Source organism: Pseudomonas sp. TE3910 (assembly GCF_056279025.1).
This window is the reverse complement of record NZ_JBWBQN010000001.1, coordinates 2,582,033-2,597,003: the sequence shown is the minus strand read 5'-3', so window position 1 is coordinate 2,597,003 and position 14,971 is coordinate 2,582,033. Positions and strand designations below refer to the sequence as shown.

14 protein-coding genes, 1 tRNA gene and 1 pseudogene are annotated in these 14,971 nt (G+C 58.0%); 6 read left to right on the top strand and 10 right to left on the bottom strand.

The window, feature by feature from the left end; translation table 11 throughout:
• Positions 1-80: 80 nt before the first annotated feature.
• The gene (locus ACZ9H3_RS11800; RefSeq protein WP_065758826.1) at positions 81-710 is read right to left on the bottom strand and encodes a DUF1780 domain-containing protein; all 630 of its coding nucleotides are present in this window, start codon (positions 708-710) and stop codon (positions 81-83) included.
• 189 nt (positions 711-899) lie between these two features.
• On the opposite strand from ACZ9H3_RS11800, the gene ACZ9H3_RS11795 reads away from it, so the two are divergent.
• The gene (locus ACZ9H3_RS11795; RefSeq protein ID WP_476220867.1) at positions 900-1,589 is read left to right on the top strand and encodes an energy-coupling factor ABC transporter permease; all 690 of its coding nucleotides are present in this window, start codon (positions 900-902) and stop codon (positions 1,587-1,589) included.
• Here the strand turns inward: ACZ9H3_RS11795 and yacG are convergent.
• The 4 genes from yacG to ACZ9H3_RS11775 are packed head-to-tail and all read right to left on the bottom strand — an operon-like array spanning position 1,586 to position 4,441.
• Positions 1,586-1,789: a DNA gyrase inhibitor YacG gene (yacG, locus tag ACZ9H3_RS11790; protein ID WP_065758824.1), complete on the bottom strand. Its 204-nt coding sequence runs from the start codon at positions 1,787-1,789 to the stop codon at positions 1,586-1,588. The genes ACZ9H3_RS11795 and yacG overlap by 4 nt on opposite strands.
• The gene (gene coaE / locus ACZ9H3_RS11785) at positions 1,786-2,409 is read right to left on the bottom strand and encodes a dephospho-CoA kinase (RefSeq protein WP_476220865.1); all 624 of its coding nucleotides are present in this window, start codon (positions 2,407-2,409) and stop codon (positions 1,786-1,788) included. Before coaE ends, yacG begins: the two co-directional genes overlap by 4 nt.
• Complete coding sequence (locus ACZ9H3_RS11780) at positions 2,406-3,275, bottom strand: prepilin peptidase (protein WP_102052763.1); 870 nt, start codon at positions 3,273-3,275, stop codon at positions 2,406-2,408. The genes coaE and ACZ9H3_RS11780 overlap by 4 nt, the downstream gene beginning before the upstream one ends.
• Before the next feature lie 2 nt (positions 3,276-3,277).
• A complete protein-coding gene (locus ACZ9H3_RS11775; protein ID WP_330522982.1) occupies positions 3,278-4,441 on the bottom strand; it encodes a type II secretion system F family protein in 1,164 nt (387 codons plus the stop codon).
• Between the two features lie 212 nt (positions 4,442-4,653).
• Here ACZ9H3_RS11775 and ACZ9H3_RS11770 point away from each other — a divergent pair, with 212 nt between their 5' ends.
• The 4 genes and pseudogenes from ACZ9H3_RS11770 (at position 4,654) to ACZ9H3_RS11755 (ending at position 9,776) form a co-directional block, all read left to right on the top strand.
• Positions 4,654-5,064 carry a pilin gene (locus ACZ9H3_RS11770; RefSeq protein WP_330522983.1) on the top strand — a complete coding sequence of 137 codons (411 nt, stop codon included), beginning with the start codon at positions 4,654-4,656 and terminating at the stop codon, positions 5,062-5,064.
• Positions 5,065-5,146: 82 nt separating this feature from the next.
• Positions 5,147-5,222 (top strand) — tRNA-Thr (locus ACZ9H3_RS11765).
• A 658-nt stretch (positions 5,223-5,880) separates the two neighbouring features.
• Positions 5,881-6,099 (top strand): annotated as a pseudogene (locus ACZ9H3_RS11760) (integrase domain-containing protein); the annotation flags it as partial.
• A gap of 290 nt (positions 6,100-6,389) precedes the next feature.
• Positions 6,390-9,776 (top strand): P-loop NTPase fold protein, encoded by a 3,387-nt coding sequence (locus tag ACZ9H3_RS11755; RefSeq protein WP_476220863.1) that lies wholly within the window; start codon positions 6,390-6,392, stop codon positions 9,774-9,776.
• Between the two features lie 165 nt (positions 9,777-9,941).
• On the opposite strand, the gene ACZ9H3_RS11750 is transcribed toward ACZ9H3_RS11755, so the two are convergent.
• Together ACZ9H3_RS11750 and ACZ9H3_RS11745 are read right to left on the bottom strand one after the other, a co-directional pair.
• Positions 9,942-10,073 (bottom strand): hypothetical protein, encoded by a 132-nt coding sequence (locus tag ACZ9H3_RS11750; RefSeq protein WP_256122401.1) that lies wholly within the window; start codon positions 10,071-10,073, stop codon positions 9,942-9,944.
• 62 nt (positions 10,074-10,135) lie between these two features.
• Entirely contained in the window at positions 10,136-10,618 is a 483-nt protein-coding gene (locus ACZ9H3_RS11745; RefSeq protein WP_476220860.1) for a toll/interleukin-1 receptor domain-containing protein, read from the bottom strand.
• Between the two features lie 998 nt (positions 10,619-11,616).
• On the opposite strand from ACZ9H3_RS11745, the gene ACZ9H3_RS11740 reads away from it, so the two are divergent.
• Complete coding sequence (locus ACZ9H3_RS11740) at positions 11,617-12,231, top strand: hypothetical protein (protein WP_476220858.1); 615 nt, start codon at positions 11,617-11,619, stop codon at positions 12,229-12,231.
• A 106-nt stretch (positions 12,232-12,337) separates the two neighbouring features.
• On the opposite strand, the gene ACZ9H3_RS11735 is transcribed toward ACZ9H3_RS11740, so the two are convergent.
• The 3 genes from ACZ9H3_RS11735 to ttdA form a co-directional block, all read right to left on the bottom strand.
• The gene (locus ACZ9H3_RS11735; RefSeq protein WP_065758814.1) at positions 12,338-13,204 is read right to left on the bottom strand and encodes an isocitrate lyase/PEP mutase family protein; all 867 of its coding nucleotides are present in this window, start codon (positions 13,202-13,204) and stop codon (positions 12,338-12,340) included.
• Between the two features lie 244 nt (positions 13,205-13,448).
• Positions 13,449-14,057 carry a L(+)-tartrate dehydratase subunit beta gene (ttdB, locus tag ACZ9H3_RS11730; protein ID WP_330522987.1) on the bottom strand — a complete coding sequence of 203 codons (609 nt, stop codon included), beginning with the start codon at positions 14,055-14,057 and terminating at the stop codon, positions 13,449-13,451.
• Positions 14,054-14,953: a L(+)-tartrate dehydratase subunit alpha gene (gene ttdA / locus ACZ9H3_RS11725; protein WP_330522988.1), complete on the bottom strand. Its 900-nt coding sequence runs from the start codon at positions 14,951-14,953 to the stop codon at positions 14,054-14,056. Before ttdA ends, ttdB begins: the two co-directional genes overlap by 4 nt.
• Between the last annotated feature and the right edge of the window lie 18 nt (positions 14,954-14,971).

The following is a 14,971-nucleotide window of genomic DNA, read 5'->3' as shown; positions in this document are numbered from 1 at the left end:
AAAGGGTGTTCACAGCGAATGGTTAGGCTTTTTATCACCGGCGTTGATTTTTTGCCATAACGCTTTTGCACGAGGGCGGGTCAGAGGCTGATACCGACATCGAAGAGAATGCTGCGGCCCAGATTACTGCGCAAAAAGTCTGGGGCATCAGGGTGAGCGAACAGCACACGGGCAAAGGTCGGGCCGACCAGCGACAGCGACCGCCAGCCCTGACGCAGGTACTCGGTGGGGGGCGGGAAATGGCTGTTCAAATCAAGCACCTCCCGTTTCAGGCTGGCAAAGGCAATGATGTCCAGCTCACCTAAATCGAGGCCGCGCTCCTTGTAGTTGTGCGCTTTTTTCCTCAGCGTTGGCGCCAGGCGCGCCAACAACTCGTGGGCGCTGATGCGCCTTGGGCGGGCCTCGCGGCGTACCAACTGGCTCAGTGAGAAGGCACTGCGGCGACGTTGCAGTTCTTCGCGCCACTCATCGTTCAAGCGGCGGCCTTCGTCGAGCACGAAGAACACTTCGAAGGCCGCATCGCGAAACAGTACATCCGGCGGCTCCTGGCCAGCAGGTGTAAAGTCGTCGTTGCGGTAGGGTATGTTCAGGCCTTGCAGCAGGCGCTGGCAGACCCAACGCTCGCGTTCCCATTTACGAGCATTGGAGAGGAACGCATTGGCCTGCTCGGCCTGGATCGTGAGCAGGCGTAGGTAGTCTGAGTCGTCCATGGGACAAGCTTAGCGCTCAATTGTGATGCTTAAAGAAAAAATCTGTCGAAACAGAGGGTTCGGGGCGTTGGCGCTACTAAAGTGTCATCGCACGACCCTCAATCGCAGCCTCTGAGCATCGGTTGTAGACTTTGCAGCAGCGTGACACTACCCCACAGGTGCTCTCAACATCACAAGGGCAATGAACGAGTGATAGGTGCTGAAGTTCTTTCCGATACAAGCCTGAGCGTTGGCTGGCTAGCCTACGTCCCGCTGCTGATATGGGCGGTGGCGCGTACGCGCTGGGTTGAACTGTTTGCCGACAGTCGTCGCCAACATCTGTTGTTCGGTACCGTCTTTGCGCTGTTCGCGCTGTGGCTGGTACGACGGGACTTCGAAACCGGCGTGTCCTATCACTTTATCGGTATGACCGCGGTAACCCTGTTGCTGGACTGGCCGCTGGCGCTTGTGGGCGGCTTTATCGCGCAGGTGGGCTTGGTGATGCTGGGACGTCAGGACCTGGCGGCCATGGGCGTCAACGGTCTGTTGTTCATTGGCCTGCCAGTGCTGGTCACTGAGGTGTGCGCGATAGCCGTCGAGCGCGCCCAGCCAAAAAACCTGTTCGTGTACATCTTCTGTTCCGGCTTTTTCGCAGCGGCACTGGCGGCATTGCTCTGCCTGTTGGCAGGCTTGGGCCTGCTATGGCTGGATGGTCGTTTTGTAATGCCGGAATGGCTTGAGGATTTTATCGGTTACCTGTGGCTGATCATTTTTCCCGAGGCCTTCATCAACGGCATGGTGGTCAGCGCATTGGTCGTGTTTTGCCCAGAGTGGCTGGAAACCTTCAACAGGACCCGCTACCTGCAGGCCCCGTGGAAGGATGAAGAGCCCAAGCCTTAGTGTTCGCGGTGGTTGAGTTCACCTGAAAACAGCTCATCTTCAGCGTCCGGTGCTACCGGAATCTTGTGCTCTTCTGCGGCCCACGCGCCCAGGTCGATCAACTTGCAGCGGTCGCTGCAGAAGGGGCGGAAAGGGCTGGCAGCGCTCCATTCGACGGGTGCGCCACAGGTTGGGCATTCTACGGTCAGGGGTTGGCTCATGGTTGGCCTCCACGCAAAGTCAGGTAAAAGTGATGCAGGCGGTCGACCTCCGAATGCAGCCAGCTCAGATCGCGGTCGTTGACCACTACGTCGTGGGCGTGGCGCAGGCGTTCTTCACGGCTGGTCTGGGCCTTGAGAATGGCCTGGACCTGCTCGGGGTTGGTCTGGTCGCGCAATAGCGTGCGCTCGACCTGCAGGGCTTGCGGCGCGTCAATCACCAGCAAGCGCTGGGTGCGCTTGAACTGGCCGGACTCGATCATCAAGGGCGAGACGAACACGGCATAAGGTGATTCGGCCTTGGCCAGGTAGCTAAAGATTTCCTGGCCGATCAGCGGGTGCAGCAAGGCCTCCAGCCAGCGGCGTTGCTCCGGGTCGGCGAAGATCAACTGGCGCAGTGCTGCACGGTCCAGTTGGCCATCGGCTTGCAGCACGCCAGGGCCGAAGCGCTCGACAATGCTGGCCAGGGCAGGGCGCCCGGGCTCGACCACCCAGCGTGCTGCTTGATCGGCGTCTACCAGGTGCACACCCAGTTCGACGAAGCGCTGTGCAGCGGCGCTTTTGCCACTGCCAATACCGCCGGTCAGGCCGAGAATCCAGGGGGTGAAGGCAGGTGTTCTCATCGGAATCCAGCAAGCTGCAAATAGGAAGTGGTTATTTGACCACCCCAGAGCAGTGCGATCCAGCCTGCAATTGCCAGATAGGGCCCGAAGGGGATCGGCGTGCTGCTGAGCTTGCCGCTCAGGCGCAACATGATCAGGCCCAGCACGGCACCGATCAACGATGACAGCACCAGCGTCAGAGGCAGGATCTGCCAGCCGCCCCAGGCACCCAGCATGGCCAGTAGCTTGAAGTCGCCGTAACCCATGCCCTCCTTGCCGGTCACCACGCGGAACAACCAATACACCGTCCACAGGCTAAGGTAGCCAGCGATGGCGCCCCAGAACGCGTTTTCCAGCGGTACGAACAACCCAAAGGCGTTGCACACCAACCCCAGCCAGAGCAATGGCAGTACCAGCGCGTCGGGCAACAGCTGATGCTCGATATCGATCAGGCTCAAGGCCAGCAATCCCCAGCTCAGCACCATGAAGGCTGCCGCCTGCAGGGTGAAACCAAAGTGCCAGGCGGCAAACCCGGTCAGGGTCGCGCACCCCAGTTCAACCAACGGGTAACGGCAACTGATAGGGGTTCGACAGCTTGAGCAGCGCCCCCGTAAAAACAGGTAACTCAGCAGTGGCACGTTTTCCCAGGCGCGGATGCGGTGCTGGCAATGGGGGCAATGTGAAGCGGGCAGGAACAGGTCGTAGCGCTCAGCTGGCTGTGTTGGCAGCTCAAGGACTTCACGTGCCTCCTCGTGCCATTGCCGTTCCAGCATGATCGGCAAGCGGTGGACCACTACGTTGAGGAAACTACCTACGACCAGCCCCAGCAACAGGGTGGTGCTGAGGTAGACCAGGGGCTGGCTGGCCAGCGTATCCATGAGGTTCATGTTCAGATCACGTCGCCCAACTGAAAGATTGGCAGATACATTGCGATTACCAAGCCCCCCACCAGTACCCCCAGGATCAATACAATCAAGGGCTCCAGCAGGCTGGCCAGGGTATCGAGCATCTGGTCGATGGTCGTTTCATAATGGCTGGCAGTTTTATCGAGCATATCGTCCAACCTGCCGGATGTCTCGCCTACCACGCACAACTGCACCGCAAGGCTGGGAAACAGATGGCTGGCGTTCATGGCTGTACTCAGTGGCAGGCCATTCGCGACCTCTTGGCGAAGCCGATGCACCGCCTGCTCGAACAGCGGATTGCCGCAGGCTGCTGCCACCGAGTTCAGCGCTTCGACGAGTGGCACGCCAGCAGAAAAGGAAGTCGCCAGCGTGCGCGCGAAGCGAGCCAAGGCGACCTGTTGCAGCAGAGGGCCAGCCAGTGGCAGCTTCAACGCATGGCGCAATGCCCACAGCTTGAACGCCGGCTTGCGGCGCCAGGCCCAGTGCCCGGCCAACAGCCCAGCCCCAGCCATCAGCAGCAACCCGCCTATGTGATCGCTCAACCATTGGGACACACCAATGACCTGGCGCGTAAACAGCGGGAGCTCTGCGCCAAAGCCTGCGAACAGTGACTGGAACTGCGGCACCACCTCAAGCAGCAACACCGCCGACACCCCAAAGCCGACCAGCAGCACCAGTACGGGATAGGTCATGGCCTTTTTCACCCGCGCTTGCAGCGCCTGGCGCTTTTCCTGAAGGTTCGCCACCTGGTCCAGCAGCGTATCCAGGCTGCCCGAGTGCTCACCGACCGCAATCAGGTTGCAGTACAACGCATCGAAACAACGCGGATGCTTGCGCAGCGCGTCGGCCAGGCTGCTGCCGGCAGCAATCGCCTGTTTAAGCGCCAGCAGCAGGCGGCGCAGGTGCACGTTACTGCAGCTTTCGGCCAGCATGTCGAAGGCTTGCAGCAACGCGACACCGGCCTTGAGTAAGGTTGCCAGTTGCCGGGTAAAACGGGCCAGCTCCGCTGAACTGATGGGGTTGCCGAGGTGCAAGGTGAGCAACTCGGCTACCCGCCCCGATGTGTATCGGGCCTGCGTATCGACTGAACGCCTGTGCGCGTTTCGTCGCAGGCGCTGTGCCCTGGGGCGTGTGATTCTGTTGGTCATCGCGACATCCTTGTTGCGCTGAACAGGTTCAAGATTGGTTACAGCTTGAGCTGCTGTAGGGGGTGTGCGTTCACATCCCAGCCTCTAGAGTAGTCGAGGCCGGATCAGGGATAGCGTCTGGCAGGGTGACAAAAGGTGTCTATTCGGGCCTACTGCGCGGCTGCCGGCAGAGCACCCCGGCAACCGATTCGGTCCAAACAGGGAGAACGTCCATGAACGGGCAGCGTGGCATCACATTAATTGAGCTGATGATCGTCGTGGCGATCATTGGCATCCTGGCGACCATCGCCTTACCCATGTACACCAACCACCAGGCGCGAACCAAGGCCACCGCCGGGCTGGCGGAAATCTCCGCCCTCAAGACCGCCCTCGAAGTGCGCTTGAACCAAGGCGCAGACGTTGCCAACGTCGCCGCCATTGGTGGCCAGGAGCGTACCGCCAACTGCGCGATTACCGCCGTGGGCAGCGCAGTGGCGGGCACCGGCAGCATCGTCTGCAGCCTGCTCGATGCACCAGCGCCAGTGCTGGACAAAACCATCAGCCTGACCCGCTCGGCCACCGGCTGGAACTGCACCACCACCATTGCCAAAGACTACGCCCCCGCCGGTTGCAGCACGCCTTGAGCGGCTGGCAGAACAGGTGGCAATAGCTGTTATTAAACAGTGATTTGCGTAACCGTCGCGGCAGTGGTAGCGTTGCTGTCACGCCGGTGTAGCTCAGTCGGTAGAGCAGCGCACTCGTAACGCGAAGGTCGCAGGTTCGATTCCTGTCTCCGGCACCAGTTCAGGTTCCAGCGAAGGCTACCAAAATCTCTGGAACCCCCGAAAAACCCGCCTTTTGGCGGGTTTTTTCGTTATGGCAGGGACGAAGATGGCAGGCGACCCACACCTTGTGGCCCTCTCACCCCAAGATGTGGCATTGCGCGAACAGACTCATGCGATCACGGGGTACTTTGACCTCGTGTTTACCGGTGACGCCCGCTCTTGGAAGCTGATGTCTGAGAACACGGTCAACAGCGCCCTGCGGAATCTCTTACTACTGCTGCAGCCCTGATCGCATATGGTTTTGCGGCAACTCCCCTCGTGACAAACACCGAAGTCACCTGCAACAGCGCTGCAGAAGATGGTGCCACAGACCAGGGAACGGCCTGCACCCGACTGACAGTCAGGCATGCCCCGGTCATCACATCGCTGTGTTCACCCGGCTCAGGATCTGCAGGCGCTGGTTTCGTCAGCCAGTGCTGCCTCCACCCGCCCACCGGTAACGGTGTTAAGGAGGCCGGATCATGAGATGCCCTTGCTCCCGGTCGTAAGGAGCCGCCAGTCCCGCGTAGGGGACATCCCCACAGGTCGCAGGGGCCTTGATCCCTGATAACACTCAACATTCTTGGCGGGATGACGTGGGGCGAGGATCGGAGAACGGAAGGTGAGGTGACCGACATGGCATTGGTGGGTAGACGCGATGGCCGCAATTTCGGTTACGGCAGGCAATTGAGCTACGCAGGGCCGCAGGGGCTGAAGGACATTTTCGGCAGTGGCCATTACGGCACGGTCAAGGCGCACTGTGACCGGTGGCAGGCATTCGTCAAATGGTGCCGATCCGAACAGGGGGCCGGCATCAATGATGCGCGGCAGATTGATCGGAAAGTGTTGGCCGACTAGGCGGCGTATCTGCGTGACGTGGTTACCTGCATGGGTGTTGTTGGACGCAAAATCCTACAACCAAAGGGCGCCCTCCGGATCGCTGCAGTGTAGTTTTATGGCAGCTTGCCATCTATGCAATATGTCACTATTTTGTGGTTTTTGGCAGGCTCATCACTACATATGGTGGTTTTAAAGGGCTGGCGTCATCTGCGATGTAATCGCTTGGTTAGGGGTAATCGGGCCCCAGCGACATTCTCTGCACACGGGAATGACATAACGCGCAGGGATGGCATAAAAGGACTTCTATGCGGTTGATCAATTTCCATACTGAACACCCTGCAACTCAGGACGTGTTCCCGGGTGGTAGCCATGACAAGGTGGCGAGCGCAATCCACGGTCATTTGCTGAGTGACGGGCCCTCAAAGGTTGTGGGCCTGGATGGTGAGTTTGGCTCCGGTAAGAGCTCCATTCTGAGCATGCTGAAGACAAAGTTGACGGCTGCTGACTCTGATTTCAGGGTCTGGTTTTTCGACTGCGAGCAGAATTACCAGGGATCGACGAAGAGCAATTTCATCGAGCTTTTCACCGATGAGGTGCTCAAAGAAGTACCTCATGTCAGCAGGGCTGCGGAGACCCTGAGAGCCTCTCGCGATCGAGCCCTCGGACGCTTGTTCGAGTACAACAAACGAACAACGAGCCGGGTCAGTGCCTGGGCCTTGGCACTGGTCGCCAGCCTGTTTTTCGCCGCCACCTCATTCCGGGAGCTTTTTGCACTTTCGCGTAGCTCTCATGCGGCAATCACAGGGACGTCGCCCGAAGCCGCCGCGCTTACCAACACGTTGCAAGACCCGTTTTGGTGGCTGATTGCGGTGCACCTTTTTTCCCTTTTGAGCCCTGTCCTGATCCTTGGCGCTGCCAAGTTTTGCCATAGGAGGGTGCGGGTCGGCGCCCAGAAATGGAGCCTTCTAAGCCTATTTAAAGGCTCTAGTGACGATCATATTGAGGAGAAGATTGAGGTTGGCAAGGAGGTGACGCCCCTTGATCTCAAGAAGACGCTTCTCGAACAGCTGAAGGTGGTTGAAGACAAGCGTTTTGTCATCATCTTGGACAACCTTGATCGCCTGCCAAAGGACAGCCTGCGGTCGGTGTGGAGCGACCTGGAGATCTTTATTGAGGTTGCTACCAAGGCTGCGAATCTGACGGTGATCGTTCCGTTTTGCTCAAACAAGGTGGCGGAATACCTGAAGGCAGACGGTGATCGACGGTACGATGCCAGGGACTTCATAGCGAAAAAATTTCCGGTGGTTTTCCGTTCGCCACCCGTCATCACCTCGGGATGGAAAGATGGCTTCCGTCAGTTGTGGAACCATAGCTTCCCGGATGTTGACGGGAACGTCATCGAGCAGTGCGCACAACTGCTGCAGCGCCACAGCCCCATGGCCAACAACCTGGTCACGCCCCGGCTGCAGAAGAAATTCATCAACGATATCGCCACGACAGCATTGGTGGTGGGGGAGGAGATCAGCCTCCTGGCTATCGCCAGCCATCTTCTGCTCTGCAAATATGCCGACCTTTCGCTGGTGGAGATACTGCGCACGGATGGTTTCTCGGAAACCTATCAGAAAGAAATTGGGGAGGAGCAAACTGAGCTGGTCAAGGACACTAAAACCCTGCTGGGTGCCACCCTCGGCGATTCCATGGAGACCGGGTGGCAGATCCAGTTCCTGCAGATTCATTATCTGACTACGGGTGATATTGCGATCGCAGAACTTTTGGACACGCCATTGGCAGAAGCCTTTGCCAACGAGGATCACGACGCGTTGGGCAGGCTTACTTCACTATTTGGCTTCTCTGACGCCATGAAGCGGCTCCTATCCCAGCGTCCACTGCTGGCTTCTCTGCTGCCAACCATTTCCGAGGCACACCAGACACGAGAAGGCGACTGGATTGAGCCTCTCTTGAAACTGCTCAATAGCGCGCAACTGGAACTGTTCGGCGAATCGAAAGCAGGGTCTGAGGAGTTCTACGAAGCCGTACGTTATTGCAGAGGCCATGGGTTGAAGGGGCAGCTACTGAGTGGTCATGGCGGCCAGCTGAAAACCAGCCTGCTGAAAATTCTGAACTCTGCGTTCGATCCTGAGCAGCTGAAGCCGGCGTGGAATCTCATGCAGGAATACGACCATTATCTCCAAGCGCTAGGACTGGAGTTTGAAGAGGTCGTTGTTAAACGTTCCGAGTACGTGATGCACCTGCTGCCTGATATTGCCCATCTCAAAGTGATCAAGGCCAGTGGGTTTACCTTTGCGAACGCGGGGCTGCCAGATGCACACGCGCAGTTGGTCAGCTGTGCCGATCACCAGATGGGCATAGCGGTAATGCCGAACAATTGCGTCGTGCCTGCGCTCGAATGGTTGTACCGCAAGCGTAGGTTTGGCGGCGGTATTACCGGTGGCATCTCGGCTGGTGACGTGGCCATTCTGGCGAAAGCCACAGGTGCTGCAGGGGAAGTAGATAGCGCGGTGCTGGGACTCGGGTTGGCCGCGACTGTCGACCAGGTCATCGTCACCGCGATTACAACGTTGCTGGCGAACAATACCAGTCCGCTGATAAAGGCGGTGGCGGCAGTGACGTACATTCGGCAAGCCGACGCCGATTCGCTCGCCAAGCTCGATGATCTGGATGGTGTCTTCGAGTCGTCAGTCTTCCGGGCCTTGGCAAACGCATCGCTTACCACAGCGGCTTTGTTCCAACTGGTTGACGACGCCCAAGTGGGTGAGTCGGTTGCGACCTACCTGGCTTACCTCATTCAAGAGCGGCGTATTGGGCACCTGAGCTCCCACATGGTTGCTACCAAATTTAGCGTGATTACTCAGGCGGTTTCCAAGGTTGGCCTTGCTGAGGCCGATTTCGCGGCTTGGCTCACAGCTTGGGACACTTATATTGCAGAAGCCTCCAAGGACGCTCTGAAGGCGGACGTCCGATTGATCAGTGTCGTCATGGACGCGGATGAAAGTGTGCTGCCGAAAACTCGGGAGGTTCTACTCAAGCAGCTCACGAGTGAGGAGCGGACTTGTGATGAGTGGGTACAGATCATCTCGGCGGGGGCCAAGCAGCACCAGGCAATCCTGAATGGGATAGTGAGCAATCAAGAGCCCATACAGTCGATCGCGGCTGTTGGGGATGCCTTGGTCGACGTGCTCAACTCCCTCGCGAGCGGCACCGTGACTTCGCCGTGGGGAGCGCCCCAGTACGCTATGATGGATTCGCTGCTCAGTTTGCTTGATGCCCAGCAGCGCGACGTCATCGGTATTCGATTGAGGAAGATGCTCTTCGCGGAGTCCGTGGAGCCTGATGATTTCGCAATCCCGTTATCGAAATATGGCCATCTCATCCCGGATGTTCAGCCGTCTAACCCGCAAGAGGTTCAACGGATCGTCCTGTTCCTGGCGTACCTGAGCCGCAACCCCGACAGCCTTCCCGCCTTGGCCAAATTCTTCGATGCGAAGGCCGAGCAGATCGCGGCGTTCAAGTACTCGACAGAACTCAGGAACACGATGGGGGAAGCTGTTGCCAAGCTGTCTGAAATCACCCCGGCCCTCTACAAAAAGTTTGCTCAAACCAAAGGCTTCAAACGCCTGATCCAGTCGCTCAAAAGGGCCGCGCGTGATCCAGAACCTGAGCAGGACGCGTGACGGGCTGTTCCCGTTCAGAGCCTAGGTACTGAAGTCGATTAACAATTGGAGATGGCGGTGCCGACGGAGATCTGAAAACGTACAGCGACGGTCGTGGTATGACCGTCGCTACACGTCTAGAAGCGGCCTATCTTGAGTGACTCGCCCCTCTCACTGCTTTCAAGGTCAGTCACCTTTTTTGTGTTTGTGTACTTCCAGATCAGGATGTTTGGATTTGTTTTCTTCGGTAACACGACGGCGCTGGTCCTTTTTTCCGGTGGATTCAGCGATCGGTTTTGGGCCGGGTTTAATACTCATGTGTTCAGCTCCTTCGATTGATAACGAGTATCTAAGTAAAGCGGTACGCCTGTACCGTGAAGCTACGGGGCCACCAACTCGGCAAGCTTGGCAGCGATATCTCCAAAGGTATCTTCAGCGGTGCTCAAGCCGCTTCTCGAGCCGAGTAAAGGACTGACTTCGCGAAGCGATTCGTATGTTGTGTCGTGAATGACTGGAACCAGCAGATCCCTTGCGAGGAGCGCGGAAAGCTCTTTGTCGGCGATGCCTTCGGTCGTTAGGCGGCGCAGCAAAGCAGGGGTCACCAGCACAATTCCTACTCGAGACTTCGCCAATCCCTTATCAATTTCCCGCATTAACGAAGAGCCTAGAAGGACATCTTTCTCGCTGAACCAAACGGAAACACCGAGCGACTCGAGTACATCATGCAGCTCCTTCGCGGATCCTTTCCGGTCGTCCCAGGCATGACAAAGAAATACGTCACGTAGATCAGGTATTGCCGCACGCTTCTCGACATTTTCGCGTACCGGTGTGAGTGTTCGTACCTCGGCGGAGGTATAGGCCACAGAGGACCCGGATTTCGACCAGCGCGGCTTTGCGCTGCTGGATGAACCGCCACTACTGCGACCACCCCCACCATGAGACGGGGACGAATAGGATGGTGCGTAGGACGAGGATGAATACGATCGCGATCCGTAGCCGCTATATCCGCCGCCACATGCGGGACACGCTGCTCTTGCGCTTGCTGAGCGATGACCCTGTACTGGTGCTGTACATCTAGACATGTCGTAAACCTTCCGTTTGTAGCTGCTTGCCCGAGAGATGATTACGCAGCTGCTGTACCGAGCCATCAGTTTTTGAAAACACCGCAGCCCATCCTTATTGGGTCGAAATCACCCTGAGCCTCAGATCGTGATTTCAAAATGCTGGCACAAATGATAGCCCATAGCGCGAACTCCGCTAGCAAGCGTACGAAGAATGTTCGCTAGCGGCATTCGTTACAAATGCCGACAGGACTCCGGCAGCTCTCGACCTAGGTTTAAGGCCGCTGACGTCAACGGCCCGCCATCGATGCCGTTATTCAATCGACGAGCGCCGTATATGGTTCGCTAGCTGCCATTTTCGGACGGATCCTGTCGTTCCTCACATAGCATTTGAAGCGGGTGGTCGTCGTTCTCACTGGAGTCCAAAAAATCCCGATTCGATTCCACGGAAAGCCATAACTAGCTGATTTTTTTATAGATACCCTATGAGGTACAGCTAGAAATCCACAAAATTCCAGCCCCGCGAAAACCGGGCCCTCACGGCCAACAACCGTCCGTCTGTCTCCACCATTCAGCCGTTTCGATCAGCCCCACAGGGCACGAAACACCCCACAAAGCCCGCCCAGTTCGGGCTTTGTTGTTTCTGCTGGTCTCCGGATCGGTGTCCATACGGCTAAGTCATTTACCCAGCCTTGCACGCCCGCGACTGCGAAACACTGCATGAAGGGATGCCGGCACAAGCCACTCGGATGCCTGTAGGCTTGCAGGAGCAGGATGAATTTTGCGGAGTAGTCAGAACGATGATCGTAGTTGTCGACGGTATCAGCGCCAGCGGGAAAACCAGCTGGTGCGCAAAGCATGGAGGGCAATATGTCGTTCCTGAAAATGGACGTTTCAAGGACGAGCCGAATCGACTGCAAGACCCCGTCGGAGCCGCAGCGTTCTGGGCTGAGCGAAACGTAGAACGCTGGCAGGCAGCGCTCGCCACGGAAGCAATGTCTTCGTGGGCTTTGTGTGATAGCGACCCCCTCAAGCTCCACTACATTTGGAGCCTCTGGCAGATCGGCGAGGCCAGCGAACACGACTGGCGATTGGAGTTGGCGGCTACACGAGAAACGGTAGCCCAAAGGCGGATTGGCTTCGCCGACTGTTACATTGTTGGCCGCATCGATCCGCAGCTCGCGCGTGAACGAGCCAACGCAGACACCACCCGCCGACGGCGTAATTTCGAGCTACACGTGCGCCTCCAAACCGCTCTTTTGAACTGGTACTCAGCCATCGAAAAGGTACTTCCAGGCCGGGTGCAATTCGGTTTTCCTTCAGAAATGCCGACCTTGAAAAGCCTTGATGGAAGGTATGCGCTAGAGGCTTTTGATCAAATGATCGCATCGCTCCCACGACCTCATACCGCTTAGTGTTTCAGTGCCTGGCCCAGGCTGCGCTTGTTTAAAGCGCTGCCATAAGCGCGGCGACGATTTTTTCGTGGCGGGCCTGGATCGAATCTCGCCCCAAGCTGGCGCGTTATTCCTTCACGTTCATGTATTCCCGCGCCCAGGCGATGTAGTCGTTCGGGGCGGTGTACTTGGTTACCAGTTCCGAGGCGTTTAGCGCGTTTTCGACAGGGATGCCGCGCTGCTCACGAAGGCTGTCGTAGGTGGCTTTGATTGCCGCGAAGTAGGCGGCATGGCCGTCGACCACGATGCGCACGCCCAGTTTGGCCAGGCGGCTGTCGTCGCGCAGTTCCGGGTTGCCGTAGGTGACCAGCATCAGTGGCACGCTCAGGCCTTCTGCGATGGCCTCCAGGTGTTCAAAGTCCTTCACCCCGACCAGGCAGATGCCGTCGGCGCCTGCGTCCTGATAGGCGCGGGTGCGGTGGATGACGTCGGTCAGCGGCTGCACGCCGGCATGGGTGCGGGCGATGATTGCCAGGGCGCTGTCGTCGCGTACTTCCAGGGCAGCGCGCAGTTTGCCGACGCCTTCCTCGACGCTGATCAGGTCGTAGGACTTGCGGCCGAATTGGGCTGGCAGCAGGGTGTCTTCAAGGGTCAGTGCGGCGACGCCGGAGCGCTCCAGTTCGATGACGGTACGCATGGCATTGAGGGCATTGCCGTAGCCGTGGTCGGCGTCGGCGATCACGGGCAGGCGGGCCACACGGCCGATGCGTGTGGCTTGTTCGGCAAACTCGCTGAGGGTGATCAGGGCGATGTCCGGGGCGGCGAGCACTTGCAGGGACGCGACCGAGCCGCCGAGGATGCCGACTTCAAAACCGAGGTCGGCGGCGATACGCGCCGACAACGGGTCAAACACTGAGGCAGTGTGGTAACAGGCATGGCTGGCAAGCAGGGCACGAAAGGCATTGCGCAGCTCATGGTGACAGGTTTTTTGCATGGTCTGATCCCTTGAGTCTTGGTCTGGTCTTTTACGGTTCAGCTTTTGCAAGACCTGTACCCGAAGGTTGTAATGCACATGTTACGGTTGTTGGATTGGCGTTTCTGGCGATTGTGCGGGGAAAAGACGCCACTTTTCAGGACACGGATGGCGGAATTCCGCCGGAAACCGCGTAATGGTGCGCCTTAGGCGCCGATGTGTGAAGGGGCGATCACGGTTTTCCTGCCGTGGCCGCCCGGCCGGGTCACTTGATAAAGCGTACCTGGCTGTTGATCTTCTCGATGACCGATCCTTTGCGCTCGTTGAAGCGCACCTTGTTCTGCTCGAACAGGTTGTTGCCCTTGGTATCTATCGAGATGATCAGTGGGCCGAACTCGCGCACCCGGTTTACCCACAGGGTTTCCGGCATGCCAAGGTCTTGCCACTCGGCGCGCTCGATTTCCTCTACCTTTGTGGCGGCAAGTACTGCGCAGCCACCGGGGAACACGGCATGCACGGCCTTGTTTTCCAGGCAGCCGGCGGTGGTTTCCGGGCCCATGCCGCCTTTGCCAATGATCAGCTTCACACCGGTTTCCTCGATGAACTGCTTCTCGAACTTTTCCATCCGCATGCTGGTGGTCGGCCCGATCGATACCATCTCGAAGCTGCCATCATCTTTTTTCCGCACAATGGGCCCGGCGTGAAAGATCGCTCCGCCGCGTAAGTCCACTGGCAATTCGCGCTTGAGCTCAATCAGCCGGCGGTGGGCTACATCGCGGCATGTCACCAACTGACCGGTAAGATAAACAACGTCGCCGACGTTAAGGGTTGCGAGGTCTTCATCCTTGATCGGGGTGGTCAGAACTTTAATCACAGTACTACTCCTTCGTGGGAGAGAATGTCGTAGGACAGGTCGGCGTTGATGCGGATCTTGCCGCGGCGGTGCGCCCAGCAGCCTGTGGATACAGCGACACCAATGGTCGACGGGTGTCGTGCCGAAGACTCAATGTTTACGCCCATCACGCTGCTGTTCCCGGTCAAGCCTTGCGGGCCAATGCCGATCTCGTTCAAGCCCTCCTCGAGTAGCTTTTCCATCAGTGCGGCGTTTTCGTTGGGGTGGCTAGAGTCCACCGGGCGCAGAATTGCCCGTTTGGACAGGCGCGCTGCCGTTTCCACCGAGGTAGAGACGCCCACGCCAACCAGCAGTGGCGGGCAAGCGTTCACGCCGCGAGAGGTGATGACGTCGAAGACAAACTCGGTCACGCCCTCATAGCCCTGGCCTGGCATCAATACCTTTGCCGATCCCGGCAGGGTGCACCCACCCCCGGCCATGTAGACGTCGATCAGTGCATAGTCGGCGTCGGGAATGATTTCCCAGTCCAGCCAAGGGATCTTGGAACCGGTGTTGGTCCCGGTGTTTTTCTCGACAAAGGTTTCCACGGCGTTGTGGCGCAGTGGGCCTTTGATGGTTGCTTCCAGCGTCGCGTTTTCCAGGATGCTTTCCAGTTCTCCCAGCAGCGGGAACCTGGCACCCGCCGAGATGAAGTACTGAATCACCCCGGTATCCTGGCAGCTCGGGCGATCCAGCTTGTCGGCGAACTCCTGGTTCTCTGCCATGGAGTCGTAGACCGCGATAGCCAGAGGATTGGTTTCTGCCGCGCGCAACTGGGCGGTTTTTTTCTTTACGTCGGTAGGAAGGCGTTTACCGATATAAGCGGTGAACTTGGCCATCACGTCGGTGAGTGATTGAACGGCTGATTCTTTATCCACTTTCATTCTCCTTACTGC

What these genes read in the sequence shown, in the direction of transcription:
- ACZ9H3_RS11800 (WP_065758826.1), bottom strand. Translation starts at nt 710, where the DNA reads ATGGACGACTCAGACTACCTACGCCTGCTCACGATCCAGGCCGAGCAG.
- yacG (WP_065758824.1), bottom strand. Translation starts at nt 1,789, where the DNA reads ATGAGCCAACCCCTGACCGTAGAATGCCCAACCTGTGGCGCACCCGTC.
- coaE (WP_476220865.1), bottom strand. Translation starts at nt 2,409, where the DNA reads ATGAGAACACCTGCCTTCACCCCCTGGATTCTCGGCCTGACCGGCGGT.
- ACZ9H3_RS11780 (WP_102052763.1), bottom strand. Translation starts at nt 3,275, where the DNA reads ATGAACCTCATGGATACGCTGGCCAGCCAGCCCCTGGTCTACCTCAGC.
- ACZ9H3_RS11775 (WP_330522982.1), bottom strand. Translation starts at nt 4,441, where the DNA reads ATGACCAACAGAATCACACGCCCCAGGGCACAGCGCCTGCGACGAAAC.
- ACZ9H3_RS11770 (WP_330522983.1), top strand. Translation starts at nt 4,654, where the DNA reads ATGAACGGGCAGCGTGGCATCACATTAATTGAGCTGATGATCGTCGTG.
- ACZ9H3_RS11755 (WP_476220863.1), top strand. Translation starts at nt 6,390, where the DNA reads ATGCGGTTGATCAATTTCCATACTGAACACCCTGCAACTCAGGACGTG.
- ACZ9H3_RS11750 (WP_256122401.1), bottom strand. Translation starts at nt 10,073, where the DNA reads ATGAGTATTAAACCCGGCCCAAAACCGATCGCTGAATCCACCGGAAAA.
- ACZ9H3_RS11740 (WP_476220858.1), top strand. Translation starts at nt 11,617, where the DNA reads ATGATCGTAGTTGTCGACGGTATCAGCGCCAGCGGGAAAACCAGCTGG.
- ACZ9H3_RS11735 (WP_065758814.1), bottom strand. Translation starts at nt 13,204, where the DNA reads ATGCAAAAAACCTGTCACCATGAGCTGCGCAATGCCTTTCGTGCCCTG.